Source organism: Zooshikella ganghwensis (assembly GCF_018263875.1).
GTDB classification, from domain to species: Bacteria; Pseudomonadota; Gammaproteobacteria; order Pseudomonadales; family Zooshikellaceae; genus Zooshikella; species Zooshikella ganghwensis.
The window spans coordinates 1-23,420 of sequence record NZ_JAEVHG010000033.1; the positions used below are offsets into that span (position 1 = coordinate 1).

General features: G+C 40.9%; 34 protein-coding genes. 11 read left to right on the forward strand and 23 right to left on the reverse strand.

Going from position 1 to position 23,420, the window contains the following annotated elements; all coding sequences use genetic code 11:
- Positions 1-157 precede the first annotated feature (157 nt).
- From KHS79_RS24670 to KHS79_RS26195, 19 genes are all read right to left on the reverse strand, one after another.
- Positions 158-619 carry a hypothetical protein gene (locus KHS79_RS24670; protein WP_212722838.1) on the reverse strand — a complete coding sequence of 154 codons (462 nt, stop codon included), beginning with the start codon at positions 617-619 and terminating at the stop codon, positions 158-160.
- 65 nt (positions 620-684) lie between these two features.
- Entirely contained in the window at positions 685-1,038 is a 354-nt protein-coding gene (locus KHS79_RS24675) for an ankyrin repeat domain-containing protein (protein WP_212722839.1), read from the reverse strand.
- Between the two features lie 104 nt (positions 1,039-1,142).
- On the reverse strand, positions 1,143-1,478 hold the full coding sequence (locus tag KHS79_RS24680) for a hypothetical protein (RefSeq protein WP_212722840.1): 336 nt from the start codon (positions 1,476-1,478) through the stop codon (positions 1,143-1,145).
- A gap of 88 nt (positions 1,479-1,566) precedes the next feature.
- Positions 1,567-1,863: a hypothetical protein gene (locus KHS79_RS24685; protein ID WP_212722841.1), complete on the reverse strand. Its 297-nt coding sequence runs from the start codon at positions 1,861-1,863 to the stop codon at positions 1,567-1,569.
- 126 nt (positions 1,864-1,989) lie between these two features.
- Positions 1,990-2,367 (reverse strand): hypothetical protein, encoded by a 378-nt coding sequence (locus KHS79_RS24690; RefSeq protein ID WP_212722842.1) that lies wholly within the window; start codon positions 2,365-2,367, stop codon positions 1,990-1,992.
- 143 nt (positions 2,368-2,510) lie between these two features.
- A complete protein-coding gene (locus tag KHS79_RS24695; protein ID WP_212722843.1) occupies positions 2,511-3,224 on the reverse strand; it encodes a hypothetical protein in 714 nt (237 codons plus the stop codon).
- Between the two features lie 171 nt (positions 3,225-3,395).
- Complete coding sequence (locus KHS79_RS24700) at positions 3,396-3,644, reverse strand: hypothetical protein (protein ID WP_212722844.1); 249 nt, start codon at positions 3,642-3,644, stop codon at positions 3,396-3,398.
- 77 nt (positions 3,645-3,721) lie between these two features.
- Complete coding sequence (locus KHS79_RS24705) at positions 3,722-4,642, reverse strand: ADP-ribosylglycohydrolase family protein (RefSeq protein ID WP_212722845.1); 921 nt, start codon at positions 4,640-4,642, stop codon at positions 3,722-3,724.
- A gap of 70 nt (positions 4,643-4,712) precedes the next feature.
- Positions 4,713-5,045, reverse strand: coding sequence for a hypothetical protein (locus tag KHS79_RS24710; protein WP_212722846.1), 333 nt, complete (start codon positions 5,043-5,045; stop codon positions 4,713-4,715).
- A gap of 98 nt (positions 5,046-5,143) precedes the next feature.
- Positions 5,144-5,449 carry a hypothetical protein gene (locus tag KHS79_RS24715; protein WP_212722847.1) on the reverse strand — a complete coding sequence of 102 codons (306 nt, stop codon included), beginning with the start codon at positions 5,447-5,449 and terminating at the stop codon, positions 5,144-5,146.
- Positions 5,450-5,590: 141 nt separating this feature from the next.
- Positions 5,591-5,878 carry a hypothetical protein gene (locus KHS79_RS24720; protein WP_212722848.1) on the reverse strand — a complete coding sequence of 96 codons (288 nt, stop codon included), beginning with the start codon at positions 5,876-5,878 and terminating at the stop codon, positions 5,591-5,593.
- A gap of 681 nt (positions 5,879-6,559) precedes the next feature.
- Positions 6,560-7,039, reverse strand: coding sequence for a hypothetical protein (locus KHS79_RS24725; protein WP_212722849.1), 480 nt, complete (start codon positions 7,037-7,039; stop codon positions 6,560-6,562).
- 13 nt (positions 7,040-7,052) lie between these two features.
- Positions 7,053-8,279 (reverse strand): ankyrin repeat domain-containing protein, encoded by a 1,227-nt coding sequence (locus KHS79_RS24730; protein ID WP_212722850.1) that lies wholly within the window; start codon positions 8,277-8,279, stop codon positions 7,053-7,055.
- A gap of 342 nt (positions 8,280-8,621) precedes the next feature.
- A complete protein-coding gene (locus KHS79_RS24735; protein WP_212722851.1) occupies positions 8,622-9,107 on the reverse strand; it encodes a hypothetical protein in 486 nt (161 codons plus the stop codon).
- A gap of 72 nt (positions 9,108-9,179) precedes the next feature.
- Positions 9,180-9,527 (reverse strand): hypothetical protein, encoded by a 348-nt coding sequence (locus KHS79_RS24740; protein ID WP_212722852.1) that lies wholly within the window; start codon positions 9,525-9,527, stop codon positions 9,180-9,182.
- A 92-nt stretch (positions 9,528-9,619) separates the two neighbouring features.
- Positions 9,620-10,003 (reverse strand): hypothetical protein, encoded by a 384-nt coding sequence (locus tag KHS79_RS24745; protein ID WP_212722853.1) that lies wholly within the window; start codon positions 10,001-10,003, stop codon positions 9,620-9,622.
- A 220-nt stretch (positions 10,004-10,223) separates the two neighbouring features.
- Positions 10,224-10,532: a hypothetical protein gene (locus tag KHS79_RS24750; RefSeq protein WP_212722854.1), complete on the reverse strand. Its 309-nt coding sequence runs from the start codon at positions 10,530-10,532 to the stop codon at positions 10,224-10,226.
- 153 nt (positions 10,533-10,685) lie between these two features.
- Positions 10,686-10,916: a GNAT family N-acetyltransferase gene (locus KHS79_RS26415; protein ID WP_212722855.1), complete on the reverse strand. Its 231-nt coding sequence runs from the start codon at positions 10,914-10,916 to the stop codon at positions 10,686-10,688.
- A complete protein-coding gene (locus tag KHS79_RS26195; protein ID WP_267910783.1) occupies positions 10,901-11,029 on the reverse strand; it encodes a hypothetical protein in 129 nt (42 codons plus the stop codon). The genes KHS79_RS26415 and KHS79_RS26195 overlap by 16 nt, the downstream gene beginning before the upstream one ends.
- A gap of 428 nt (positions 11,030-11,457) precedes the next feature.
- On the opposite strand from KHS79_RS26195, the gene KHS79_RS24760 reads away from it, so the two are divergent.
- Positions 11,458-11,796: an HU family DNA-binding protein gene (locus KHS79_RS24760; protein WP_212722856.1), complete on the forward strand. Its 339-nt coding sequence runs from the start codon at positions 11,458-11,460 to the stop codon at positions 11,794-11,796.
- Positions 11,797-11,845: 49 nt separating this feature from the next.
- Here KHS79_RS24760 and KHS79_RS24765 read toward each other — a convergent pair whose 3' ends face one another.
- From KHS79_RS24765 to KHS79_RS24780, 4 genes are all read right to left on the reverse strand, one after another.
- The gene (locus KHS79_RS24765) at positions 11,846-12,061 is read right to left on the reverse strand and encodes a hypothetical protein (protein ID WP_212722857.1); all 216 of its coding nucleotides are present in this window, start codon (positions 12,059-12,061) and stop codon (positions 11,846-11,848) included.
- Between the two features lie 261 nt (positions 12,062-12,322).
- Positions 12,323-12,913: a hypothetical protein gene (locus KHS79_RS24770; protein WP_212722858.1), complete on the reverse strand. Its 591-nt coding sequence runs from the start codon at positions 12,911-12,913 to the stop codon at positions 12,323-12,325.
- 14 nt (positions 12,914-12,927) lie between these two features.
- A complete protein-coding gene (locus KHS79_RS24775; protein WP_212722859.1) occupies positions 12,928-13,329 on the reverse strand; it encodes a RusA family crossover junction endodeoxyribonuclease in 402 nt (133 codons plus the stop codon).
- 345 nt (positions 13,330-13,674) lie between these two features.
- Positions 13,675-15,942: a bifunctional DNA primase/polymerase gene (locus tag KHS79_RS24780; protein WP_212722860.1), complete on the reverse strand. Its 2,268-nt coding sequence runs from the start codon at positions 15,940-15,942 to the stop codon at positions 13,675-13,677.
- 288 nt (positions 15,943-16,230) lie between these two features.
- Between KHS79_RS24780 and KHS79_RS24785 the strand changes: the two genes are divergently transcribed.
- The 10 genes from KHS79_RS24785 to KHS79_RS24830 form a co-directional block, all read left to right on the forward strand.
- On the forward strand, positions 16,231-16,917 hold the full coding sequence (locus KHS79_RS24785) for a helix-turn-helix domain-containing protein (protein ID WP_212722861.1): 687 nt from the start codon (positions 16,231-16,233) through the stop codon (positions 16,915-16,917).
- A 119-nt stretch (positions 16,918-17,036) separates the two neighbouring features.
- Positions 17,037-17,414 (forward strand): helix-turn-helix transcriptional regulator, encoded by a 378-nt coding sequence (locus tag KHS79_RS24790; protein WP_212722862.1) that lies wholly within the window; start codon positions 17,037-17,039, stop codon positions 17,412-17,414.
- Between the two features lie 17 nt (positions 17,415-17,431).
- Positions 17,432-18,343 carry a recombination-associated protein RdgC gene (locus KHS79_RS24795; protein WP_212722863.1) on the forward strand — a complete coding sequence of 304 codons (912 nt, stop codon included), beginning with the start codon at positions 17,432-17,434 and terminating at the stop codon, positions 18,341-18,343.
- Positions 18,343-18,537 carry a hypothetical protein gene (locus KHS79_RS24800; protein ID WP_212722864.1) on the forward strand — a complete coding sequence of 65 codons (195 nt, stop codon included), beginning with the start codon at positions 18,343-18,345 and terminating at the stop codon, positions 18,535-18,537. Before KHS79_RS24795 ends, KHS79_RS24800 begins: the two co-directional genes overlap by 1 nt.
- Before the next feature lie 13 nt (positions 18,538-18,550).
- Entirely contained in the window at positions 18,551-18,976 is a 426-nt protein-coding gene (locus tag KHS79_RS24805; RefSeq protein ID WP_212722865.1) for a hypothetical protein, read from the forward strand.
- 62 nt (positions 18,977-19,038) lie between these two features.
- Entirely contained in the window at positions 19,039-19,458 is a 420-nt protein-coding gene (locus KHS79_RS24810) for a DUF7173 family protein (protein ID WP_212722866.1), read from the forward strand.
- A gap of 2 nt (positions 19,459-19,460) precedes the next feature.
- Complete coding sequence (locus tag KHS79_RS24815) at positions 19,461-20,216, forward strand: ATP-binding protein (protein ID WP_212722867.1); 756 nt, start codon at positions 19,461-19,463, stop codon at positions 20,214-20,216.
- Between the two features lie 2 nt (positions 20,217-20,218).
- A complete protein-coding gene (locus tag KHS79_RS24820) occupies positions 20,219-20,926 on the forward strand; it encodes a DUF669 domain-containing protein (RefSeq protein WP_212722868.1) in 708 nt (235 codons plus the stop codon).
- Positions 20,913-21,965, forward strand: a complete 1,053-nt coding sequence (locus KHS79_RS24825) for a hypothetical protein (protein ID WP_212722869.1) — start codon at positions 20,913-20,915, stop codon at positions 21,963-21,965. The genes KHS79_RS24820 and KHS79_RS24825 overlap by 14 nt, the downstream gene beginning before the upstream one ends.
- The coding region (locus KHS79_RS24830) for a DEAD/DEAH box helicase (protein WP_212722870.1) at positions 21,962-23,420 on the forward strand (1,459 nt) is incomplete at its 3' end. The genes KHS79_RS24825 and KHS79_RS24830, both read left to right, overlap by 4 nt.

The following is a 23,420-nucleotide window of genomic DNA, read 5'->3' on the forward strand; positions in this document are numbered from 1 at the left end:
GAGCACTTGGATATTTGATAGTTTTACATTACCACGCTGAACAGGTAGCAAGTGTTCTATTATTTTAAATTGTTCTGTTGTAATTTCCATGAGCCTATTGTAACAGAATTAGTGTTAACAGGCCCTAGCTAAATACCCAGCTTTAGCTGAGTTAACATTACTTACATAAAATTTCTCCATTGATTGAAGATATTTTCAAACTTTCACCTATCTTCTCAACTACTGTTATATCATTCGATATTGTTGTTTTATCATATTTTCCTTGATAAGCTACAACTCGTTCTTTCAGTTTTGAATAAATTGTACACCTAAAGCCATTATCACAATCTTCAATTTTTGTTACTTCTCTATTGATTGATAAAAGTTCAGCATGCTGCTGAATTGATAAGAAAGTTCTTTTAAATCTTTCCATATCAAAAATATCTATAGAGTTTTTACACGTTTTAATTTTGATATAAACCTTATCTGAAAGATATGGAATAACTTTTTGAAGACTTAGTTTTGATTGAGCTTTATCGAAATCAATGACATGATTCACAAATTTATTTTCTGTGGAATGGACAATTCCAGGCTCTATAATTGTTGTAATCAATAATATAGTAATGATTTTTCTGTTCATAATTTTTCCTTGCAGATTATAACAATTAATGAACATAACTAGACAATCACTACATCAGTGTAATCCTAACTGCCATCCTGAAGGTTTTTCATATGCCTAGCATTTGCCTCAGAATCAAACTGGAACTCAGTACTTAGCTCATCTATGTTAGCCCCACTAGCAATAAGATAATCCATAATTTCTTTGTGCCCGAACTCCTCAGCTACTTTTAAGGGAGTAAAACCACCTTCACCCTTTTGCTCAATATTTATTCCATTTTCTACGAGCAACTTTACAGCTTCGATATCTCCCCATACACATACACAATGAAGAGCATTATCTCCAAAAGCATTTGTATTATTGATGTCACTAAGCTTAATCCCAACAAAGTCTGGTACAGACTCCACTTGATCTAGCAATTCTCGAACGGCCTTTTTCATCACTTTATTAACACCACCCTGACTCAAAACCTAGCCTCACGCCAGGCCTTATGGTTCATGGCATCCAGCGAGGTAGTTAGGGAGCAGTTCTTAGTCTATTATGCTCACTCGACAATAACTGTTTTTTTAAATAAATAAAAATAATCTTTTACTTCAGTGCTAGGGTCAGATAGTAAGCCAAAGATATCAACCCTAATATTATAATCATCAATACACATTTTTTGTTTCTTTGAGTACAAATGGTTAATTTCACTATCCTTTAAGCTATTTGCAGCGCAGGTCAACTGAGGCAACTCTTCTTCGCAAATAGCTCTCATAAGCTTAAAACCATCAGATACTTCTTCGGCAGTTCTGAATCTCGTGTTTAGTTGATAGTGAAAAGAATCAACTTTATTTTTATAAGACTTATAGTCTTTTAGTAATTTGGTTACTCTATCCATATTTCAACTCAGTTGCAAAATCCAACCTCATTGTAAGCCTTATTGCTATTGGAATACAGCTAGGGAGGGCTATGCGAACATGCTGTTGTCACAAATAGAACTCCTTTACAGGAGTTGATGACTCTAGCTCACCAAAAGTAAAAGTGATTTTGGCGCCTTGCATAAATGGTAGATTGGCAAGATCAACCTTGATGTACTCAAACAATTCATTGGCGCTTACACAAGAAAATACTACTTCAGCATCAACACCATCGATTGCCATATCATCACCAAGATATTGACCAAGTCCATTACTATGGAGCTCAGCTTTAATTTTCATAATAAAATCAGTGTACGGGACGATATCCTGAATGCCATGCTTAAAATAAATAGTTAAATGCTCCATAGCAGATCCCGACTCACTTTACGCCTATCAATTAATGAACGACACCCAAACTTAAAATCTAGCATCATTCTAGGCTTTACTGTTCATGGTATCCAGCGAAGTGGCTAGGGAATAACTCTTAGCTGATTAAACAAAAAATTCATACCTATTATCAGCTTTATTAAAAGTAACACTTGTAAAATTTGTGTCTATCTCAAACACTTCACTTACCCATTGCACTAAAGCCCAGGTCAATCCTTCAACTTGAAAATCGCAAGGATTAAACTCAATACCTAGAATGATAATACTCAAATCTTTATTATCTCGTATCTTTGCTTTAAGTTTATCGCCAACTAGGTCAATTGCTCTCTCTAGACAAAATCTCTCTTCACCACTAATCCAAATTAGGCTAGATAAATCCAAGTGGATTAACCCACTTCCATCACTAATTGAGTAGTCACCCTTTAGATCGATAACGATCCCCCACCTTGAATCTTTTAATATCTTAAACCTAGTTTGATGCATCTTGCTCGTTTACCCAACTATTAAACCTAACTTCATTGTAGGCCTTATGGCTCTTAGCATCCACTGAAACCGGATATTTGGAAGTTGTTGAGGATCTGTTGATTTGACTGGGTAGGTAGTAGCTCTTACCTTATCAGATTGGATCATTTACTTTGATAATAAACTATTGTGGGAAAATTATACTTAACACCCATATTCTGACACCATTCTACAAAAGACTTCTCTTGTTTTTGGCTTGTGTATTCTCTCCAACTATTTACGAGAGATGTGTAGTATTCTATTTCCTGGTCTAAAGCTAGTTTTGCCTCTTTGTTTACTAGCCTATGACATAACTCAGCAGCCTTTGATAAAGCGACATCTAGTTCCTCTATACTGCCTATTAGCCTTGATTCGCCTAAATGGTGAGTTTGCATATCTACATCATCAATATAAGCCATGCCAAGCTTGTATATTGAAATCTGGTCATTTGGATCTTGCTCTAGTGCTCTTTGGTAAAATGACAATCCAGCTCCCATAGTTGCCAACCACCTGAAGACCTCTGATGTTGCTCCATTTTCTCGAGACCAGTCAATTAACACAGTATAAATATGACAGTATAACGGATGTGAAAGCAACTGATGTATCTCAGAATTATAAAAATGTAACTCAGCAAATTCTAAAGCGATCTCTCTCTGCCTGACCAGTGGAAGCGTTTTAACATATTCAACAAACGATATTATTGCTGAGTTTGCTTGCTTTTTTAGCCCTTGTTCTTTTTTTAGGCAATACTCTACAAACCCTTCATATCCAGCTTTCCCTTCGTAGGCGCTGGCTACATTTTTTAAACCTTCAAAGTTTGCTTGATTCCAGTAAAACATACCAAAGATCTATTAATTAATGGCTATTTGATGAAAGCCTAACATCATTGTAAGCCTTATGGCTCTTAGCATCCACTGAAACCGGATATTTGTGAGTGTAGTGGCACACTACAGAGTTGTTGAGGATCTGTTGATTTGGCTTATTAGAACCAGTTGTATCAGTCTATGTATTTAATTCTCTGTTTTTTCTGATAAAGAGCAAATATCAACAAGCAATTCTCGTAACCAAACAATAAGCAATACTGCATAAGCTCCAATTGCTTCGGCGTTTAAAACAACCAAATCGTCTTTCCCCATAAGGTATCTGGCTAAAGCTGTTAATGTAAAACTAAATATCAAAAATAAGGGTAATTTCTTGACATGCTTTACGATGATTTTACCTGAATCCGGGTGTTTTATACCTTCAACTAAATCGTACATTTTAACCTTAACTAACCTTTATCAGGGTAATCGAAATAGCACGCATAAGTAAGCTGTGTGTACAGTGCAACCAGGCATCAGGCTGATATTTTTGTTAGATAATTGTTGTATAACTGTTTGGCTAAACTCTCAATCAAGCCCACATTCTCTACATCTTCAGCCATTTGAGCCATACTTTTCACTCCATTAAACGCACCCCATATGCTACCAGCCATAGCACCAATTGTATCGGCATCACCCGCTAACCCAAATATATCTCCTAACATATGCTCGAGGCTAGAATCACGATACTTAAGGGCAAAGTATATAGCAGTGATACAAGATTCAGTAGCCAGTATTCCATTTCCAAGATGCTTCTTGATCACATTACTATCTGTGCCACCACTTGAGAGAAGTAAGTCCATACACTTATTAAGCTTTAATCTATACCTATCAGAGTCAGTTTTAATGAGAATCGCTTTGATTATAATTTCATTCGATTCATCTTCTAGAGCCATGTAGGTTGCTATTGCAATTGCATAAGCACCCTCAATTGCTAAAGGGTGAGCATGTGTGATCTCAGCGCTTTCCTTAATATAATTTGCTAGGGTGGTATCATTATAAGGGTGACACAAAGTAACAACTGGAGCTCTCATAGCAGCCCCGTTACCAAGAGATCCTTCAGGAAATTTTTTTCTATTTAATTCTCGCCAGTCACGCCCTTTTGAAATTCCCTTTAATAACTTAGCTGCACTAGGCCCATAACCTCTTGACCACTTGTAGCTAGAAGCAAACTTTTGAGCAAGGTTATCTTGATCTATTCCGCCATTTTCTAGAAATGATTGAGCAACATCAACAGACATTTGAGTATCATCCGTATACCGTCTCCGTCCATCACTGGTTCGACCAATTAACTGCCACAACACCCTTTCTAATATGCCACCTTCATAAAAAGCACCATACGCATCTCCAATTGCTAACCCTATAAAACAGCCAGTAAATTTACTTTCTACTATCATCGTGACTGACCTAGCCCCTTATCTAACGCCTTGGTGACCTGAAACGCTGGGTATCAAGTTGATGCTATTATTATGTATTTTTGCTCGTACACACAGATTTTATAGCATCTATTACAGAACTTGATATAATTTCCGGTCGCTTAGAAAATAAGCCATAAGGTGATATGCTCATACCATAACTTACAAACTCTTGTTCACCACCATGATAAAGGTTTCCTTCATATTTGTGATGATGAAAAATAATTTCATGTTCTTTATTACTAACTCTAATCATTCCCTTGATATTTTTAATTGCCTCATAAGCACACTGTATATTAATTGGTTTTTCGTTATAAGCTTCAAAAATTCCATTTGGTCCAGCACAACCCGCTAAAATAATAAATATTAAGATGATTATCTGCATTCTCATAAATCATTCTGCAACATCAGTTCAATAAACACCTAAACTTAGTGCCTTAATAAGTTAACCCGCCATGGGTCCTATTGATTAATTTATTATATTTAGTCTACTTTTACCCATGTTTCTTTGATGGTATATTCGAAATCAACGAGGCCTTTTGATACTGACTTCATTCGATTAACTACTGTGTGTCCAGTTGAAGGCATGGTGCTTCGAAACGATAGTTGAGCGTTACTAAATTCTATTTCTGTAATTACAAAGCTTTCTCCATCCATTCTGTCACGGCCCTTTACTTGCAAAGTACTTCCTTCCGGGTAGATCGTGAATTCTACGGCACTGTCATCATTTTCCGTAATCCATGTACCAATTAATGGATGATTACTCTGTATTGATTCTACTTTAGGCATGACAACATTCTCTTAAACGAACCAAAGTAAACATAACGCCTTTGTCAATTACATTTTGATTGTAGTGGAGCTCTAGAGTAAAGAGGCGAATCTTCGCCAAATTGAAACGCACGCAGACCAAAAAGCAAACGGGCAATCTTGTTATTTTTTGGCTTCATAGCTTATTAAATACAATTCTGCGCCAATTTCTATATCGCTTTTTTTAACATCTCGGTTAACCAAAAATGGTGCATGCTTCATTGGTCTTCCACGATTTATCATTTCAAGACCTTTTAAAGTGGCCTGTACTATTCGACCACTTGGATTTCGAATTTCCAGCTTCGCGCCAATTCCGATTGCTGGCTCAAATGAGTATGGTATCCCCGGGACAATTACACACCCTCTGCCACTTATATCAAAAACATCTTCGACTTTCTCAATAAACTTCATGATTTACCTTTACGCATAACGCCTAATGCTCCAATAGCAAGATCAAAGCGAAGCAGCTATTTTGATGTCGGGAGCCTTGACTTATTTGGTGTATATATTTCTTGCGGAGGAAGGTAATTGCCCCAATCTAATGACCTGGGATAATCGCCATAAATCTCATACTGATACATACACACCACGTTATTCCCCCACTGCGAAATATATTCGCACACACTACACTTTGAAGGGATCTGCGCCAGGCGATCGGAGATAATGAATTCGGATTCAACTGGCTTCGTTTCACCATCAATAGGACAGGGACCATAATCTAACTGAAGGTACTTTTTTACCTTTTCAATACTTCGAGTACAACCTGCTTCCAAATTGTATTTGCAATCATTGCATTTCTTGGGAATAGCCCCCTTACTCCCCATATGACGGAAATGAACAGGTTCATAACTCCCTTTGACTTTGCATTTAGGAAAACAGTGCTCGATCATCCTGACACCTAACAATTAATTAATGCCACTCTGAAGTAAAACCTAACATAAAAGTAAGCCTTATGGCTATGGTGTCACTACCCCCTAAAAAAATAACCGATAACCCTGGGTATCGTCTATCTTCTGTACAAATCTGCATATTTCCTCAACGGCTGTGCTTAACTTAACTTTTCAAGCTCTGTATTTTTTCTGAGGGGACAGATTATAACCAACCATGATTGGGCTTATTCGCTTCATAATAATCTTCATCTTTGAAGCCATAATCGATCAACACACTTGCATAACCAAGCTCATCATATACGCTCAATGCTTCCATGACTGCATCCATCACTCGCTGGCGTTCAGCCTCATCCTCTATAAAAGTTGGGGTTGCTAGATATTCTGATAGAAAGTAGGTAGATATACGATAAGGCTTCCCTTCAAAATAGAGACAATATACATCTATTTCAGCTTCCTCAACGATTATAAAATAGCCATCGCCATCAATCTCTTGTACATATGTGCTGCTTGAATAAAGATAAATTTTCCCACAGGATGTTTCATAAACACTGACTTCATCATTCGAATAACAACAACCCCATATCATTTCACGAGTTCGAGCAAACTGAGACCAATAAGGAGCTAAGTCACTTTGGACTCTAAGGCACATTTCGTGGGTGAGTGTTTTTTCTATGTATGGCATAGATTTGTACTACCTACTCATTGATAATACAGTCAATAATTTTATTTATCTCATATTCAGTAGCTAAGCTAAATAAATTATATTTCTGCTCGTCTGTAAGACGTTCTTTTGCACCATTATAAATTTCAACAAAGCCATCACTATCAGTATATTTTATGGCACATATCAGATTTTCAAATAACGATTTATCATAAATATTAGCGGGCCTTAGTAATCTTTCAACGCCATGCTTTGCTAAATACACTTTAATTGCTCGGCTTTTAAATAAGTACCAAAGGGCATTACCACCACTTGTTGAAGTCTCATTAAGATCGATCCCGTTGCTGCGCATTGACTCTATAATCTCTATTGCTTTTTTCCCATCTTTTGAGCTTACTGAATCTAATAAAAATAAATATGGGGTTAATCCCTCTTTATTTCTAACGTGTAGGTCTGCACCTGCTTTAATAAGCAACAGAGCATGCTCCCAGAATTCATCCTTTTCTAATGCTTGGAATATCGGTAAGTTGCCAGCATAGTCCTCTACATTGGGATCAGCACCCTTTCGCAAAAGGTAATTTATTATCCGTTTGTTAGCATTTCTAACGGCATAGTGCAGCGCTGTTTTTCCCCATTGTGACTCACATGTATATTCACATGCTTTAATTTTTACTTGAGCATTTATGTCAGCACCTGCTTCTCCAAGTAACTTTACAAGCTTAGGTCGACTCTCCTCTACTGCATACACAACATAGGGTAAACCATTAATAGAACCATTAGGGTTGGCTCCTCTTTCCAATAGAGACTCAATATCCTTGAGGTTTCCATACTCAATGGCGCCTCTCAGTGCAAAATCAATATCAACATCTGCAAGGGCTTTTATTGCTTTAACGTAGTGTGCTTCCTTACCTAGCAACCACCCTGACTTAAACTTTTCACCAGTTTGACTATTAAAAGTAGTTGCTAGAATAATGTCTGCGCCACAACGAGCCAACATCAGGAAAAAATTTTCTTCCTCAAAGGATAAACTCACGTCTATAGCACTAGAAATAACGTTATTATTTAATCTGCTGATATAACAACTCGTAAATGTTTCATTATTACACTCTAGCTTATGATCAAATTCATTATCTAACGCTTCAAATAACTTGATAGCTTGTTCATAATTTTCAGCCTCATATAGAGAAAGACCTTTGAAAACAGCTTCTAGTTTATTTTCATCTTTAAAAAAGGCAATAAATTCGGTATAACTACTTGACATATTTTGACTTAAATGAAATTTTAACTATTTTTTTATTAACCTAGGGCTTGTTAACACTAATTGAATCACCACTGCCGTAGACTATTTTTCCACCTGGCAAGGCACAAGGAATGCTGTGTAGTCATTCTACATAAGTGACTTGTAACGCTGCTAGGTGGAAAAATAATCACGGCCCGAAGGGTTATGATGGTAAAAGCACTACTCGTTGTTGCTCATTGTTCATTTAGAACAACTAAACTTCACGCTTCGCGCCTAGATTAGTGCTTTTACCCCCATAACAGTGATATTAAAATAGTGTTAACAGGCCCTAATAAAAATATAACTTTTCAATACTGTAGAAGATTAAAGAAAATCGTTATCTTCTAACATATAATGAGAGTATGTTGAATTATTCAAGTCAGATGTTTCGCAAGGTGGATCAATCAAACTTAGTCCAGTGTTAACCTTAAGAAACTCCCAAGCTTCAACTTCGCCATCAATGTATTTATCATCTTGGTTGTGCAAATTGGGCACATTACCTTTAACCTCCTTGCCATCACTAAAGTACTTGCAGATGTTGTTATTTGCTATACGACAAAAAACAACTTTATGGCTTTTTAGTTCACTGATGGTATTAGCAAGATAATCAAAAAGCCTGCAACTAGGGTCAATAAGAATTGTCTTCCCATCAAAGTTACCTATAGCTACACCGTCTTCAATTGAAGTGTAAGATGTTGCCTCCCAAAAAGGTAAACCTGCAGCTTGCTCAACAGCAATATCAATAATTCCTACCTGATTAAAATCAGACAACTGAGGTTCAACGACGATTAACTCTATATTCCAGGCCACCTGAATTCCTTAAAGTCAGTTTAAGTACAATAGTTGAAAAGGGTTATTGATATTTTTTGCTTTCTTAGCTGACTATACTTGCCTAATATCTAATTTATAACTCTTAACTTTAAATACAAAATTATCTTTACTTTCAATAACATCAACTCTTTCATCATATGGATCTAAAGAGATATAGAGATCATCATTTCGCTTTAAAACCTTTACATGAGAAATACATAGCCCACTAAAATCATCGTAAATATCACTCTCAGATATACCATATAATTTTAACTCGATTAACTCTCTATCAAAACGTATAAACCTTAATATTGCAGAGTTTTCTTGTTTTAGCGCCTTAGAATAATACTCATACTTTATAGATAGATAAACTAAAATAGAATCACGCAGCGCTACTTCTAATTCAACTTCACGTTTCATTCACACACTCGAAGGTATATTGATTAATAATAATCACCCTTTTGTTAACTGTAATACTATAGCCTGACTATTAGCTCTTACCTGATTATCATTCACTGCCATTTGCTGCTATTAAAATCTTCACTAAAACTCGAAACGTTTTTAAACCCCAGATCTTCTAATTTTTCCCTATAAGCTTTAATTCTATCTACTTCAGGCTTATCATATTCATTCTCTTCAACAGGAAATAAAACTTCATATATCCATAATAGCCAAGCTGCTGGAGGATTTTGTTTTATAAAGTACTCTGCTGTTTCTCTGAGACTCCAGTTCTGTGATGACAACCAATCGGAAATATACATCATATATGACTCGCCTCTCCCCATTCGCCAGCCAATTGAATATGGGTGACAATTTGGTTGATATACCCAAGGCGCAGGCATATATCCAAACTCTTCAATCGTTTCATCTACAAATTTTTTTTCCCAGTCTGTCATTATCACTCCAGTAAAGTAACTACTAATAAACATCACTCTGACAAGCTAGGTACCAATTCTTATCCGCTTATGTATCTTGCTCGTCAATATACTCGCTTGCCACCAATACTAAATCATTGCTACTCATCTCACATAGTTCATCGAATCCATAGCCATTATAAGCGTTAAAAAGACTGTATACCCACTCACAGATTGGTGCTTGTTCATTGTTTTCATGATCTCAAACTGAATTTATAACGAAATTAACGAACTCTACTGATGTGATTTTTTCAGTTTTCAGTCGGTTAAGATTTTCTAGTAACAATAATTTTGATAGCGTCTCTTCATCTGCGTTTGGTATAAGATTCAATAGGCTTTGCTTAATCAGACTTGAGTCTACGGCGGTATCGTTAATATATTTTAACTCGTTCAATGCAGATTCGTTATTAATTTCACTACCATCAAGCTCGTTTGCCCAAGCCATAACATCCCAAATAGAAATCTCTTCTAATGAGTATGCAACCAATATTTCCTTAACACTTTTAGCCATACTACACAGCCATAAATAAACGTCACACTGAAACAAACTAACCTCATTGTAAGCTCTTCAACACCTGATATCCAGTGAGTTTACGGGGGGGTTATTGGGTGTTTTTCTGGAGTAATTGAGGGGACGGTCAATGTCGCTAGTGAGGTAGCAGCACTAACCCAACTTTGTTTCAAATAGCTTGCTCATGTACACTTTATTAACGTATTCACCATCAACTTTTAGTGAATCCCGCTTTATACCCTCTTCAACGTAACCACATTTTTTGTACAAATTTCTTACTGCACTATTGCTTTCCACTACGGTCAATTCGATTCGATGGACAGAAGATAATCTCGCCCAATTTTCAATGGTTTCAATTAAGCTTTTGCCTATACCCTTGCCCAAGTGCGCTTAGCCACTCCAATCGCCATGTAGGCAAACTGTCGCTTTCGATTCGTGGTGCCACACGATGCAACAATAAAACTCGACACAACCCCTTCAACCAATGCTACCAGCATGACTTTATCACTCGCATCCGAGAAAGATCTGAATGGATTTTACTATCCATTTTGGTCAACAGTTTTTTTAAGAAAGCTATGGGGATATGTTCTATGACTAGCAAAATACCTGTTCTTACTGGGTCAAGCTGTGAAGCAGGGCTACCACAACCAGCTTAGAGATATTGATTGGGTTATAAGCGCGTTATTCAACCGCGGCCAGTATCGCTTGTTCAGTACTTTTGTGCGGCATGACTTGGCTGAGCAGTACGATTTTTTTGGCTTGTTTTATGGATAACGAATCAGTCATGGGCAAGTACTTCGGTAAATGGTCTTCATTTTTCCCATCATACGACCTTGCTTTTTGTCACGAATGCATACTACAAATTAAGTATATTGGTGAGATCATTTACCAGAAATATCTATGTTTTGTTTGAGGGTATAGGCTAATGGCATCGTCTAATAAGAAAACCGCCGTACAGGAACCTTTCACCAAAAGTCAGCTCATCAGCGAAATTGCTGAAACTACGGAGCTCACCAAAAAGGATGTGAATGCAGTCATGGAGTCTCTCGCTGAGATCATGGGACGACATATCAGTAAGCGCGGCTGTGGCGAGTTTGTATTTCCAAGCCTCTTCAAAGTGAAAACCAAGAAAAAGCCTGCCGTCAGGGCCAGAAAAGGCGTGAATCCATTTACCGGTGAAGAGATGATGTTTAAGGCTAAACCCGCTTCTATGCAAGTGAGAATTCAACCGCTGAAAAAGCTCAAGGACTTTACTGTATCCTAAGAAGATACGGAGAGTAGCAAAGTAAAAGGGCGCTACTCTCCTCCAAACCTCATACCATCAACAATACCGTCAAGCTTAGCAGTGCCGCACTACCCGCGACGACGGCACTTAACAGCATACCGCCTTGAAACGTGTAGTCTTCTGACTGCAGAAGTTCAGTGAACTCACGGGGTAAGCGTTCAAAGAATTTAGGTATAAATACGAAAGCCAGGCCACCCGCCAACGCGACGAGAATAAGTGAACATGTAGAAACCAAGAACAACATTGGACATCTCCTTGCCTTGAGTTGACGAAAACCCTATACCTGGTTTTTATCTTGTTATCTTTATGCTTGGCTTAATTTATACGCGATCCAAAAATAAGGTTCTGCTGAATAAGTCACTTATTTGGCCTTCTCACAGATAATTAAGTCATTTTGGGATCAAGCTCTTTTTTTCGAAATAATTATTCTCATATCGCTTCGTCATTACTCGATGGCATAACGACGAATGAACATGAGAGCAACTCACTCTATCCCGTCACATGATCAGTGTACTGACGTCTCCAACAGCTCCGCCACGACTCCCAACGCTTTACTACAATAACCACTTAAAATTTCCTGCATGGCGCCATACACTTCACCATAATCCCGATTAAAGTTTTGCCGAGGAACGCCTAACAATTGGGCTTTTTGAGCATCACCATAAAATTCGCCTTTCCATTGTTGATGCTTCCTATCCTCCAATGCAATGTTGCACAGTGTCACCAGACGAATACAGCGTATACGGCTTCTAACGTACTTATCGCCTAAGTGATCCACCATCATGGCATACAGCCGATCAGCAACACGCGATTTATAGGTATCGGTCTTATCATGCTCGGGTGCATAACAATACATGCCCCAATGGATAACCGGCTTGGGTAGTTTGGCAATGGCATCCTGGACAACGCCTTTCTCCAGGTGCCGACCGATTTGCGTCATGTTGTTAAACGGCGACTTGCCTGAACTTTTAATCATCGACCTGGCCCTCAAGCTCATAAACGCTTCATGCCAGGCTATTTTGGCTGAACGCCAGGGTAACGCTAAGTTAGGTCCATTTTTGTGCTGTGCAGGCTGATAGGCGTCAGTTGTAGCCATCTAATCCCCTCCCCTCAGTGAATCGTCGAGTTCAACGCTTCGTCTAACGTGTTGTAGGTTGGAATCCGTTTCACGATGATCTGTCCTTCGTCACCCCAATACTTACTCACGCGTCCATCCCAGATATGGGCATCGTCCACGAACAAGGCATCTAATAAACCTTTTTCTAGATTGTCCTTATCCGGTGTAGCTTTATGAGGCTGTCCTCGCATCTCCGCCCGTTTTTTCTTCGACCATGACTTGGGCATGGGTAACACGAAAATGAGATGGTAGCCGCTCTCAGGGAGCTCAATAGACAACGCCCGTAGTGCATCCTTGTACGCACGGTACTGCATGACACAGGGGCGCTGTTTCCATTTATCTGCTCGGGTCATACGCGGCTTGGTGTTAGGTGTAATGGCGTAGGCTTGATTCATAAGGCACTCGTAGTATGTGACAGATTTGTTTCAAGGAAGGAGCCTTGGAGGGGGTTTTCACAAATTATCACAGAGTTTTCACATGTACATTTGTGAAAACTAATACTTCTGTAAGTGTTTAATATATAAATAAAAAAAATAATAAAATATATATAAATAATAGTTTTCACATTTTCACATAAAAAGTACCCCCCCTGGCTTTTTTCTGGGGTCTTTCTAGGGGACTTTAGGAATTCTTGTGAAAATGTGAAAAGGCCATTTTTTCTAATAAAATCAAGGAGTAATTTTAACATGAGTTCATGTGAAAACTCGTGAAAACTTGTGAAAACCCCTTGATCCGTGGCCTCAGCAGAAATTGGCATGCACATAAGCCATCCTCGGACGTCCACCGGTTGGTTTAGCCACCTGGATTAATCTGGCATGCCCTCTGGAACAGATGTCGTCTAATATCTCCTTGCGCTCTTTACCACGCATCTTAGAGAAACTAGGATTACGACCAATTTCATAGAGGGTGAGACCGCGTTCCTTTGCTTTCTCAATTTCATGAACGCATTCTTTCAATTGAGTTTCAAAGGAAGAACCGCCTACACGGTTCACTACGGTGTCTACCATATAATAATCGTGATAGCGAACATAATCAATAGCCCAACCCGTCACCTGTCGTGTAATCGTCTCCGCAAACGGATCAACCGACAGGGCCAGAATTAACGCAATGCGCATGGCCTTTTCTCGGGTGCGCCCCAGCAGTACTTCAATACCGTACTGTTCCAGCTCATCCATCTTCTGAATGATTTCCTGGTCAAGCGCTTTTAATCGCTGGAGCGCCGCCTCCTCGAACACGAGAATATTCTGTGCGGGCTTATTTTCCGGTGGCATATGACTGGTTAAGTTACCGGCCAAGTTCTCCCGAATAGTGGCCACCCACTTGGTAATGTTCTCGGGTACCTCTATTAGCCCAGGATCACTCGACACCTGTCGTTTTAATTGGCTTTCCATAACAATAAAGCGTCCGAGGAAACCATCCTTGACCAGCTCAGGTGACAGAGCACCGTAAAAGGTGCCTGGTGTCGTCAGTGCTAAAAGCGTTAACGCGGGATGCTTAATACACCGCTTGCGCATTTCTTCTGCCGCCTGCTTACTCATACCCATGGTCGAATAAACCGGTGGATAAAGTGAAGACCCACACTTGCTCCAGGCCTCCACCAGTCGGGTAATGGCCTCCGCCTTATGCGGATTCATTTTATGCTGACTGCCTTCCAGGTACTTACCAAACTCATCAATGATACTGATATGGTTCGGCTCATGGAGCAGTTCACTGAACAAGGCGCCAGAAGACGTATAACCCGAGCCAGAAATTAATCGCCCATAACCCGATGCTTCTAAAATCTGCTCCACCACATCCTTACAGTGCTCTTTACCACTGGCCGACTTGGCAATGTTCAGGAAGTACAGCGAGGAAAAATTCCCCTTATCGGTCTTGTAATAACGCCCGCATACCACACTGCCGAGTGCCAATGCACTTTGTACTGCCAATGCGGGCTGTTTTCGTCGTGCGGTCTGATTAGCAAACTGCACGACCTCACCCAATACACCCGGTATGTCGTATAAATGGCCAGGCATACCACCACTGTCGGGTAGTGATAGGTTACTCGCCTTGGCGGGTTCAGGCGGTGCAGGTTGCACAGGGATCACGTCATGAGGATGTTTGCGTAAATGCGTCAATATCGTGCTGGCAATACAGGTATTGAGCTCACTTGGATCTAACGGTGGACTATTGCCAGTGTTCCAGGTATCCAACATCTGTTTTATGGTACGCAGATCCGTGCCTGAAGCGATGTATTGGCCTGTTAACGACACTGCGGATTGGTTACGTGAACCTTCACTCACCGCCTCGCCACTGGCTTTAGGCTGGTAATCTGCTGTATTAAAACCTAAGTTACCAGTCACTTCTGGGTTTGGCTTAGGTGAGTTAGTCTTCACTTGGCTGCTTTTATTTAATACATTGCGCCCATTAAATTGCTGAATCGCCTGTAAATCTTCTTCTGACAAACACGGCAAGTCATCAATGCTATCAATCACCCAACTGGCGTCGTATTCCCACTCATAGCGGTTTCCATTGGCATGGGTTGAGCCAGGTGCAACGACATAACCACCCAACCCCCGGATATCGATTTTGGAATGAGCATTAACTGAGTTGCGAATTTCTACGTTGGGATTAACGGCATAATAAAAATGTTTACCTTTGCCGGTCTTCACCTTCCACGGCGTTCGACCGATGGTACCAGACTCCATAAACTGAACCGCTTCTTCAGAGTCGGCATCCACAACAATGACACGAGTCCCTGTAACAATGGCCCAGTTTGCTCGGGGATAAGAGGCGGTCCAATAATCCATATCCTCAAGCGAAGGTGTGACTTTTTGGAACTTAGCCCACGGCACACGCGCCTGTTTAGGCCACTCCTGTTGTGCTTTTTCTTTGTTTCCGTCAAAGCGTTTGTTGACAAAGTAAGGCGGTGGCGTTTCAAATGGTGAACCTAACGGGATAACGGTGAACCCTCTGTCGTAGAGTTCCCAGGCGCACTCATCCGTAAGTTTTGATGCTTGTGTCTCCATACAACACCTCGATTGTTAGTTTGCATGGTGATGGTTCCCCAATTAGAGGAATACTTAAAATGAGTACAAGCCGTATACTATTCAGATTGAAAGGTCATGTTTAGTCAGACGGCGTTGCACACTCGTAGTGAATTTGTGTTCTAATCGGCAACTTTGAAACAAAAACGTAGTTGTCATTGACAGCTAAAGTTAACATTCGACAAGATTCTGGAATAGATACTGCAATATGTCAACTAATAGTTACCAATAGTTTTCATATTGCAATGCTGAGATTGGAATAAGTGAACTATGGTTGTGGAGTTATGGCAAAAAATCAAAGAAGCAAGAAAAGAAGCAGGCCTAACCCAGCAACAACTGGCTGACATTGTTGGTGTTACACATAGCACTGCCTGTAGATGGGAATCTGAAGACCCAGAAGTAAGAAGAACTCCTCAATTATTCACTCTTATGCGTATAGCTGACGCAACTAAAGTCCCTATATTTGAATTTACACAATTTATTGAAGGACTTGGTACTCCAGAAAGGCCTTACGTTCTACCTGAGCAAGACAGTGGCAAAGTTCAGCTTTGGGAAAAAATAAAATCTGCACGGATAAAAGCAAATTTAACCCAGCAAGAACTGGCTGATGCTTGTAGTGTTTCTAGAACAACTGTAGTGAACTGGGAATCTGGCAAAAGAACAGATAAAAGACCCCGCAGTAGAACCTTGCGACGAATCGCTGATGTTCTAAATGTTCCTTATAGTTGGCTAAGCTCAGAGACTGAGGGTATTCCTAAAGACTGGTTGGAAGAAAACCCTGATATTGAAGATAGTTACATTGAAGACTCTATAGCGCTGCAGGCTAAAGCTAGAAATGACGAAGCTATTAGAATTTTAATGGATTCAAGTAGTTACATACTTGATCATGGAATCAGTCAAGAGTTTTTTGACATGCTAAAAGCTTTTAATAGAGGTCTCAAACGATTCCACGACTAACCAAAAGTTAACTTAATAAATAATTTGCAAACTTTTAAAGATGAATAGTTGACTAACGACAACATGGTGAGTACTCTTGTGCAAAACATGACATAAAAAATGTTAATGGAGCACTCACCATGGACGACACGATCACCATAGGCCACTGGAAAGCCTACCTGAACAACCTTCAGCTCTCCCCACGGCAAACGCTGTATACCTTTGAAGCTTTACATGGCTTATCGGATAAGGAAATTGCCCGCAAATATTCAGTTGCCCCGGACACCATATCCAAAACCATTAAAGCCGCACTACATAAACACAACCTTAAAAACCGTACCCAACTGGTAGCCGAGCTGATCCGGTCAAAGGTGATCTGTCCGTTGTCCATGGGCATGTTAGCGCTGTCATTGGCCCTAGTGCCGGCCTTTTCCGATGACCCACTCCTACGTAATCGAATCTACCGAACGCGTACTAATCGGTATGAGTCGATCGTTCCCACCCTGCATACAACATAAAACAAGAGGTGCACATCATGTGGTTTAAAAATGCAATATTTTTCCGCTGCGAACAGGTTGCCAAACTTGATCAGGCGTTACTCAATGAAAAACTTTCAGCCCAGGCCTTTAAGCCCTGCACGCCCCAACAGGCCGAAAGCTATGGCTGGGTTCGTCCCTTCGGCGAAGAGGCGGAACACTTTGCCGAGCATATTGGCAACTTCCAATTGCTCTGCCTGCAGAAAGAAAAAAAGATGTTGCCTAACTCGGTTATCAGCAAATACGTCAAAGAACGTATTAAAACGCTGGAAAAAGAACATGGCGAGCCAGTTGGCAAAGGCGAAAAAGACCAGATTAAAGAGTCCGTTATTCATGAGCTACTGCCCAAAGCCTTCAGTGAATACCACAGTTGGTATGTATATCTGGACCCCATCAATGGCTTAATTGTCGTGGATAGCTCTAACGTTAAACTGGCCGAGGAATGTATTCATTACTTACGCATCACGCTGAGCAGCTTAGCCACACATCCGGTGGTCACGGAATATAAACCCTGTGAAGTATTAACCTGCTGGTTGGCCCGCAGCGCGCCACTGCCTGAAGGACTATTACTGGACCAATGTGCTGAGCTGCGTTTTGTAGGGAGTGAAGATGCAGATATCGTGAAACTCAGTAAAAGCGATTTGGAACTGGAAGAAGTCGAGCCACATATTGCTGCGGGTAAAATGGTCACCAAGTTGGGCTTTCACTGGACCGATTATTTGGCTGGCATCATCCACGATGATTTCCGTTTTACTCAATTAAAGTTTGAATTAACCGACCAGGAAAAAGCGGAAGATTTTATGTCTCAAGCACGGGCCGATTTTATCTTAATGGCCAACGCCCTCTCCCAGCTTTATCGCAATTTTATCGAATATTTTGGTGGCTACAAAAAAGACAAGGAGGCAGCCTAATGAAAAAGGATAATCCACAACAAACAGACTTAGCGTTTGTGACACTGGAAGCGTATGTAAAAACGAGCCAACCTGAAACATACAGGCAACTTATTGAGCAGTTAAACACGCTGGAAACCTGCACCCAAGAGCTAAAGCGCCATATTGAAAAAATATCGTTATCTGCTGGACTAGTTTCAACGTCCATTCATTAAAAGGAGAAAAATCATGGCTTGCTATGCCGTTTTCCAGCTACGGAACCCGGTTAAAGCAGTAACCACCGGATTGGTAGAACAGATTAATAAAGTACGACCTTACTGGGTCACCGAAAATTACCTGATGCAATTCGCTTCACCGCTCTACGAACATTATGAATATGTGTATGAAAATCCTCAGCACCTATTAGTGCGGGTGGTGATTACCCATCAATCCAATCTGCAATATTTTTATATTTTATTTGATAAAGCCTCACACATGGTGTTGGTGGAAAATAAAGACGTTAATACCATCCCCGTCGATTTATTACAGGCCTTCCTCGCCCGTTATATGCCGTTCGATGTTGAGCATGTGGAATGTTTTTCCGATGTACTCGCCTTTGCGAATTATTATAAAACGTTAAAGCACCTTAAATTAATGACGCTTGAAGCGGCTTAAAAAACAATTAATTTCAATCAATAAATTCAGTTTAATAACCTGATTTTTCAGAGGTTACCACAATGAATATGACAATGGCAGCGCCCGACCCGGTGCGCATGGTGGACTTTTACGCCCAAAAACTGCAGGACATCAAACAGCAGATCACCGATTTAAATCAGGAAAAAGCATCGATTGAACGGGAATTAATTAACTTGGTAGGTGCTCAAGAGGAAGGTTCTAGCGCGCATGAAACCACATTTTTTAAAGTCACCACCACGGGAAAAATCGATCGTAAAGTTCTCACGAAACACTTAAGTACGGTAAAAGAAGTGGTGACACCCGAAGTCTTTAATTCGATTTTTCGGCTTAAGTTTGAGGTGAATGTCACCGCGTTAAAGCAGTTAAAAAAACAATTTCCCAAGGAGTACAACGCTGTCGCCTATGCCATTGAGTCCAAGCCTGCCAAGACCGGCGTCAAAGTTGACGCGCTGGAGCCATAATCATGGCACTATCACTTGCAAACATAGGCTTAACGCAGGCGCTCAAAGCGCCGCGCATGGTGCTGTATGGCAGTCATGGTTTAGGTAAAACAACCTTTGCCGCCAGTGCACCGAATCCCATTTTTTTATTTACCGAGGATGGGGCCGGTGCGTTACAGGTCAATGCCTTTCCATTATTAACCAGCTTTCTGGATGTCATCGGTGCTCTACAGTCGTTGTATCACGAGCAGCATCAGTTTCAAACTGTCGTCTTGGATTCATTAGACCATTTAGAGCCTTTAATCTGGAGCTACACAGCCCAACAGCACGGCAAGAGCAGTATTGAGGACTTTGGTTATGGTAAAGGTTACGGCGAAGCCCTCACCTACTGGCGACAATGTTTAGCCTGGCTCGATGCGCTGCGTAACGAAAAAAACATGGCCATTATTTTAATTGCCCATACCCAGGTGAAACGCTTTGATTCACCCGAAACAGAACCCTACGACCGTTACCAAATTAAATTACATGACCGGGCCAGTGCCTTAATTCAAGAGTCGGTCGATTGCGTGTTATTCACCAATTTTAAAACCGTTGTTAAAAAGACCGATGTTGGTTTTGGCAACGAAGTGACACGCGGTATTACCACGGGCCAACGTGTTTTATATACCCAGGAAACACCGGCCTTTTTAGCTAAAAACCGTTATGGCCTGCCCCCAGAAATTCCCCTGCAATGGGATGTATTTTCGCAGGCCTTACCACACCAAAAATCTGGAGTTTAATCATGGCGAATTTAGGTTTTTCAACCCAAGCATACGATCCCAATATTAATTTTTTTACCCCTATTCCCGCTGGCGATTATTTAGCGATGATCGATAAAGCCGACGTTAAAATGAATAAAGCGGGTACCGGTCATTACATCGCGTTTTCTTACATTATTTTAGAAGGTCAGTACGCCGAACGTCGGGTATTTGATAATCAAAATATCAGCCATCCTAATCAGCAAGCGGAGAATATTGGTCGTCGCGCTATTTCCGCTATAGGCCAAGCGTTGGGTAATCCAAACGTTCAAGACTCCGACCAATTATTAAATCAACCGTTGGTGATTAAAGTCACCATCCGTAATAACAAACAATCTAACGAGCCGGAAAATGTCATACGCGGTTGGGCTTCGAAAGACAGTTATCAAAGCGTTGCAGCGAATCCAATGGGTAATATGCCACCTACGCAAACAGCTGGCATGCAACAGCAACAAACACCTGGTGTTGTTCATCAGATGCCGCCTACTCAGCAGGTTAACCAACCTCCACAACAAACCTCAATGCCCTTACAGGCGAGTCAGTTTGTGCAGGGGAATAATCCGCCAGCTAATCAGGTACAAACACAACCAGTACAACAGCAACCGCCCATCAATACCCAACAGGTGCCTTCAAATCCGCCTGCAGGGAATTTTGAACAACCGGTATGGAATCAGAGCCATGCAACTGCCTGAATCCCAACACAGCACGATTAATGCGATTTATCAGCATTATGAGCAGCAACAGACTGGCCATGGTTGGCGCGCCCATTTAGGGGCGTCAATCATCGGTAAAACCTGTGAACGTGCACTGTGGTATGACTTCCACTGGTGTTCGATAAAAAGTCATAAAGGACAAATGCTGCGTTTATTTGAGACTGGGCATTTAGCCGAAGATCGTTTTGCCGCGAATTTACGGGCAGCAGGCGTTAAGGTATGGACCGTAGATCCCAATACCGGCAAACAATTTCGCGTGTCTGCTTGCCAGGAACACTTTGGCGGTTCAATGGATGGTATGGGCCATGGCTTTTTAGAAGCACCGAGCCAGTGGCATATCATCGAAATGAAAACCCACAGCGAAAAGAGTTTTAAAGCGTTAGAAAAAGACGGCGTACAAAAAAGTAAACCGCAGCATTACACCCAGATGCAAGTGTATATGCACCTGCAGCAAATCGACCGGGCTTATTATATTGCCGTCAATAAAAATACCGACGCACTGTATGGCGAACGGGTTAAATACGACAAATCCTATGCTGAAAACACATTAACCAAAGCCGCACGCATTATTGCCAGCGACCAGCCCTTGGAAAAAATAAATGATGATCCCAGCTGGTACGAGTGCAAACTCTGCGATCATCATGCTATTTGTCATGGTGAGCAAGTCCCCACCGTTAATTGCCGAACCTGCTTACATGCATCAGCGGTTGATCAGGGCCAATGGCATTGTGCACGATTTAATTTATTGATCCCTGAAAATAATCAACGCGTCGGCTGTCAGGCCCATTTATTCATTCCCGATTTAATTCAGCGTTTTGCGGAAGTGATTGATAGTGGCGAATACTGGATTCGTTATCGCCTGAAAAAATCCGGGGAATGTTTTATCACGGGCGAAGCGCCTGAGCAGTTTAACAGCCGTGAATTACGCGCAGTCGAAGATAAAACCTTATTAACCGACACCCATATTCAAACCTTACGCACGACGTTTAATGCCCAGTTAGTGGAGGACGCGGCATGAAATTACGCTGGTATCAGGACGAATCCTTAAGTGCTATTTATCAGTATTGGCAACAACAGCAAGGTAATCCCTTGGTGTGTGTACCCACCGGAGGCGGTAAATCAGTCATTATTGCTGAATTTATTCGTCGGGTGATGCAGTTTCCCAACCAACGAGTGCTTATGCTCAGCCATGTCAAAGAGATCCTGGAACAAAATTACGCGAAATTAAATCAACTCTGGCCCACCTGCTCTTCCGGTATTTATTCGGCCAGTTTAAGGCGTAAAGATCACCAGGCGGATGTGTTATTTGCCGGTATTCAATCGGTGTATAACAAGGCGTTTGATTTAGGGGCATTTAATATCATTATCGTCGATGAGTGCCATTTAATTAATGCGGGTAAAGACGACAGTATGTATACCCGCTTTTTAAATGATGCGAAATTAATGAATCCCTTGGTGAAATTAGTCGGTTTTACCGCCACACCTTACCGTATGAAAACGGGGTTATTAACCGAGGGCGAAGGTGCGTTATTTAATGAGGTTGTTTACAACGTCGATATTCAAAAACTCATTGATCAAGGTTTTTTATCACCATTAATTTCGCAACCCGGCACCGAGCAAATTGATTTAACCAACGTCAGTATTCGCCAGGGTGAGTTTGTTACCCGAGATTTAGAAAAAGCGTTAAATGCTCAGGACCTTACCCGTAAAGCCTTAAGAGAAATCAGTGAGTGGGGACAGGATCGTAAAGCCTGGTTAATTTTTGGGGTATCGGTGAATCACTGCTTGCAGATCATTACCATGCTCAAAGACCATGGCATTCATGCCGAGTGTGTGCATGGTCAGACGCCTATTAGTTTACGCTCTCAATTAATTGAAGACTACAAACAAGGCCGTATTCATTGTTTAGTGAGTCAGGGTGTGTTAACGACGGGCTTCGATGCACCCCGCACCGATTTAATTGCCATTTTACGGGCCATTCACTCCCCTGGCTTGTATGTGCAGATCTTGGGGCGTGGTTTACGTATTTCACCCGAGACGGGTAAAACCGATTGCCTGGTATTGGATTATGGTGACAACATCGAGCGGCATGGACCCATTGATAATATACAGCCACCGAAATCAAAAGTGAAAAAAGACGGGGCTGCCAGTGAAGCACCCACTAAACAATGCCCCAAGTGTGAATCACTGTTACAAGCTATTTTACGGGAATGTCCTAGCTGTGGGCATGCCTTTCCGGCGAGTGAATCGCTGCCTCATAACGATCAAGCGTCCAAAGGGGCTTTATTAAAATCACAAATTAAACCGGTGTGGCTCAGTGTGACTGATGTGTCGTATAGCATCCATCGTAAATTAAATGCCCCACCGTCGTTAAAAGTCACGTATCGCTGTGGTTTTGAGTTTGTGAATGAATGGGTGTGCTTTGAACATAAAGGTTATGCCAAGGCGAAAGCGGCAAAATGGTGGTTTAAAC

What these genes read in the sequence shown, in the direction of transcription:
- KHS79_RS24670 (WP_212722838.1), bottom strand. Translation starts at nt 619, where the DNA reads ATGAACAGAAAAATCATTACTATATTATTGATTACAACAATTATAGAG.
- KHS79_RS24675 (WP_212722839.1), bottom strand. Translation starts at nt 1,038, where the DNA reads ATGAAAAAGGCCGTTCGAGAATTGCTAGATCAAGTGGAGTCTGTACCA.
- KHS79_RS24680 (WP_212722840.1), bottom strand. Translation starts at nt 1,478, where the DNA reads ATGGATAGAGTAACCAAATTACTAAAAGACTATAAGTCTTATAAAAAT.
- KHS79_RS24685 (WP_212722841.1), bottom strand. Translation starts at nt 1,863, where the DNA reads ATGGAGCATTTAACTATTTATTTTAAGCATGGCATTCAGGATATCGTC.
- KHS79_RS24690 (WP_212722842.1), bottom strand. Translation starts at nt 2,367, where the DNA reads ATGCATCAAACTAGGTTTAAGATATTAAAAGATTCAAGGTGGGGGATC.
- KHS79_RS24695 (WP_212722843.1), bottom strand. Translation starts at nt 3,224, where the DNA reads ATGTTTTACTGGAATCAAGCAAACTTTGAAGGTTTAAAAAATGTAGCC.
- KHS79_RS24700 (WP_212722844.1), bottom strand. Translation starts at nt 3,644, where the DNA reads ATGTACGATTTAGTTGAAGGTATAAAACACCCGGATTCAGGTAAAATC.
- KHS79_RS24705 (WP_212722845.1), bottom strand. Translation starts at nt 4,642, where the DNA reads ATGATAGTAGAAAGTAAATTTACTGGCTGTTTTATAGGGTTAGCAATT.
- KHS79_RS24710 (WP_212722846.1), bottom strand. Translation starts at nt 5,045, where the DNA reads ATGCAGATAATCATCTTAATATTTATTATTTTAGCGGGTTGTGCTGGA.
- KHS79_RS24715 (WP_212722847.1), bottom strand. Translation starts at nt 5,449, where the DNA reads ATGCCTAAAGTAGAATCAATACAGAGTAATCATCCATTAATTGGTACA.
- KHS79_RS24720 (WP_212722848.1), bottom strand. Translation starts at nt 5,878, where the DNA reads ATGAAGTTTATTGAGAAAGTCGAAGATGTTTTTGATATAAGTGGCAGA.
- KHS79_RS24725 (WP_212722849.1), bottom strand. Translation starts at nt 7,039, where the DNA reads ATGCCATACATAGAAAAAACACTCACCCACGAAATGTGCCTTAGAGTC.
- KHS79_RS24730 (WP_212722850.1), bottom strand. Translation starts at nt 8,279, where the DNA reads ATGTCAAGTAGTTATACCGAATTTATTGCCTTTTTTAAAGATGAAAAT.
- KHS79_RS24740 (WP_212722852.1), bottom strand. Translation starts at nt 9,527, where the DNA reads ATGAAACGTGAAGTTGAATTAGAAGTAGCGCTGCGTGATTCTATTTTA.
- KHS79_RS24745 (WP_212722853.1), bottom strand. Translation starts at nt 10,003, where the DNA reads ATGACAGACTGGGAAAAAAAATTTGTAGATGAAACGATTGAAGAGTTT.
- KHS79_RS24750 (WP_212722854.1), bottom strand. Translation starts at nt 10,532, where the DNA reads ATGGCTAAAAGTGTTAAGGAAATATTGGTTGCATACTCATTAGAAGAG.
- KHS79_RS26195 (WP_267910783.1), bottom strand. Translation starts at nt 11,029, where the DNA reads ATGCTGGTAGCATTGGTTGAAGGGGTTGTGTCGAGTTTTATTGTTGCA.
- KHS79_RS24760 (WP_212722856.1), top strand. Translation starts at nt 11,458, where the DNA reads ATGGCATCGTCTAATAAGAAAACCGCCGTACAGGAACCTTTCACCAAA.
- KHS79_RS24765 (WP_212722857.1), bottom strand. Translation starts at nt 12,061, where the DNA reads ATGTTGTTCTTGGTTTCTACATGTTCACTTATTCTCGTCGCGTTGGCG.
- KHS79_RS24770 (WP_212722858.1), bottom strand. Translation starts at nt 12,913, where the DNA reads ATGGCTACAACTGACGCCTATCAGCCTGCACAGCACAAAAATGGACCT.
- KHS79_RS24775 (WP_212722859.1), bottom strand. Translation starts at nt 13,329, where the DNA reads ATGAATCAAGCCTACGCCATTACACCTAACACCAAGCCGCGTATGACC.
- KHS79_RS24780 (WP_212722860.1), bottom strand. Translation starts at nt 15,942, where the DNA reads ATGGAGACACAAGCATCAAAACTTACGGATGAGTGCGCCTGGGAACTC.
- KHS79_RS24785 (WP_212722861.1), top strand. Translation starts at nt 16,231, where the DNA reads ATGGTTGTGGAGTTATGGCAAAAAATCAAAGAAGCAAGAAAAGAAGCA.
- KHS79_RS24790 (WP_212722862.1), top strand. Translation starts at nt 17,037, where the DNA reads ATGGACGACACGATCACCATAGGCCACTGGAAAGCCTACCTGAACAAC.
- KHS79_RS24795 (WP_212722863.1), top strand. Translation starts at nt 17,432, where the DNA reads ATGTGGTTTAAAAATGCAATATTTTTCCGCTGCGAACAGGTTGCCAAA.
- KHS79_RS24800 (WP_212722864.1), top strand. Translation starts at nt 18,343, where the DNA reads ATGAAAAAGGATAATCCACAACAAACAGACTTAGCGTTTGTGACACTG.
- KHS79_RS24805 (WP_212722865.1), top strand. Translation starts at nt 18,551, where the DNA reads ATGGCTTGCTATGCCGTTTTCCAGCTACGGAACCCGGTTAAAGCAGTA.
- KHS79_RS24810 (WP_212722866.1), top strand. Translation starts at nt 19,039, where the DNA reads ATGAATATGACAATGGCAGCGCCCGACCCGGTGCGCATGGTGGACTTT.
- KHS79_RS24815 (WP_212722867.1), top strand. Translation starts at nt 19,461, where the DNA reads ATGGCACTATCACTTGCAAACATAGGCTTAACGCAGGCGCTCAAAGCG.
- KHS79_RS24820 (WP_212722868.1), top strand. Translation starts at nt 20,219, where the DNA reads ATGGCGAATTTAGGTTTTTCAACCCAAGCATACGATCCCAATATTAAT.
- KHS79_RS24825 (WP_212722869.1), top strand. Translation starts at nt 20,913, where the DNA reads ATGCAACTGCCTGAATCCCAACACAGCACGATTAATGCGATTTATCAG.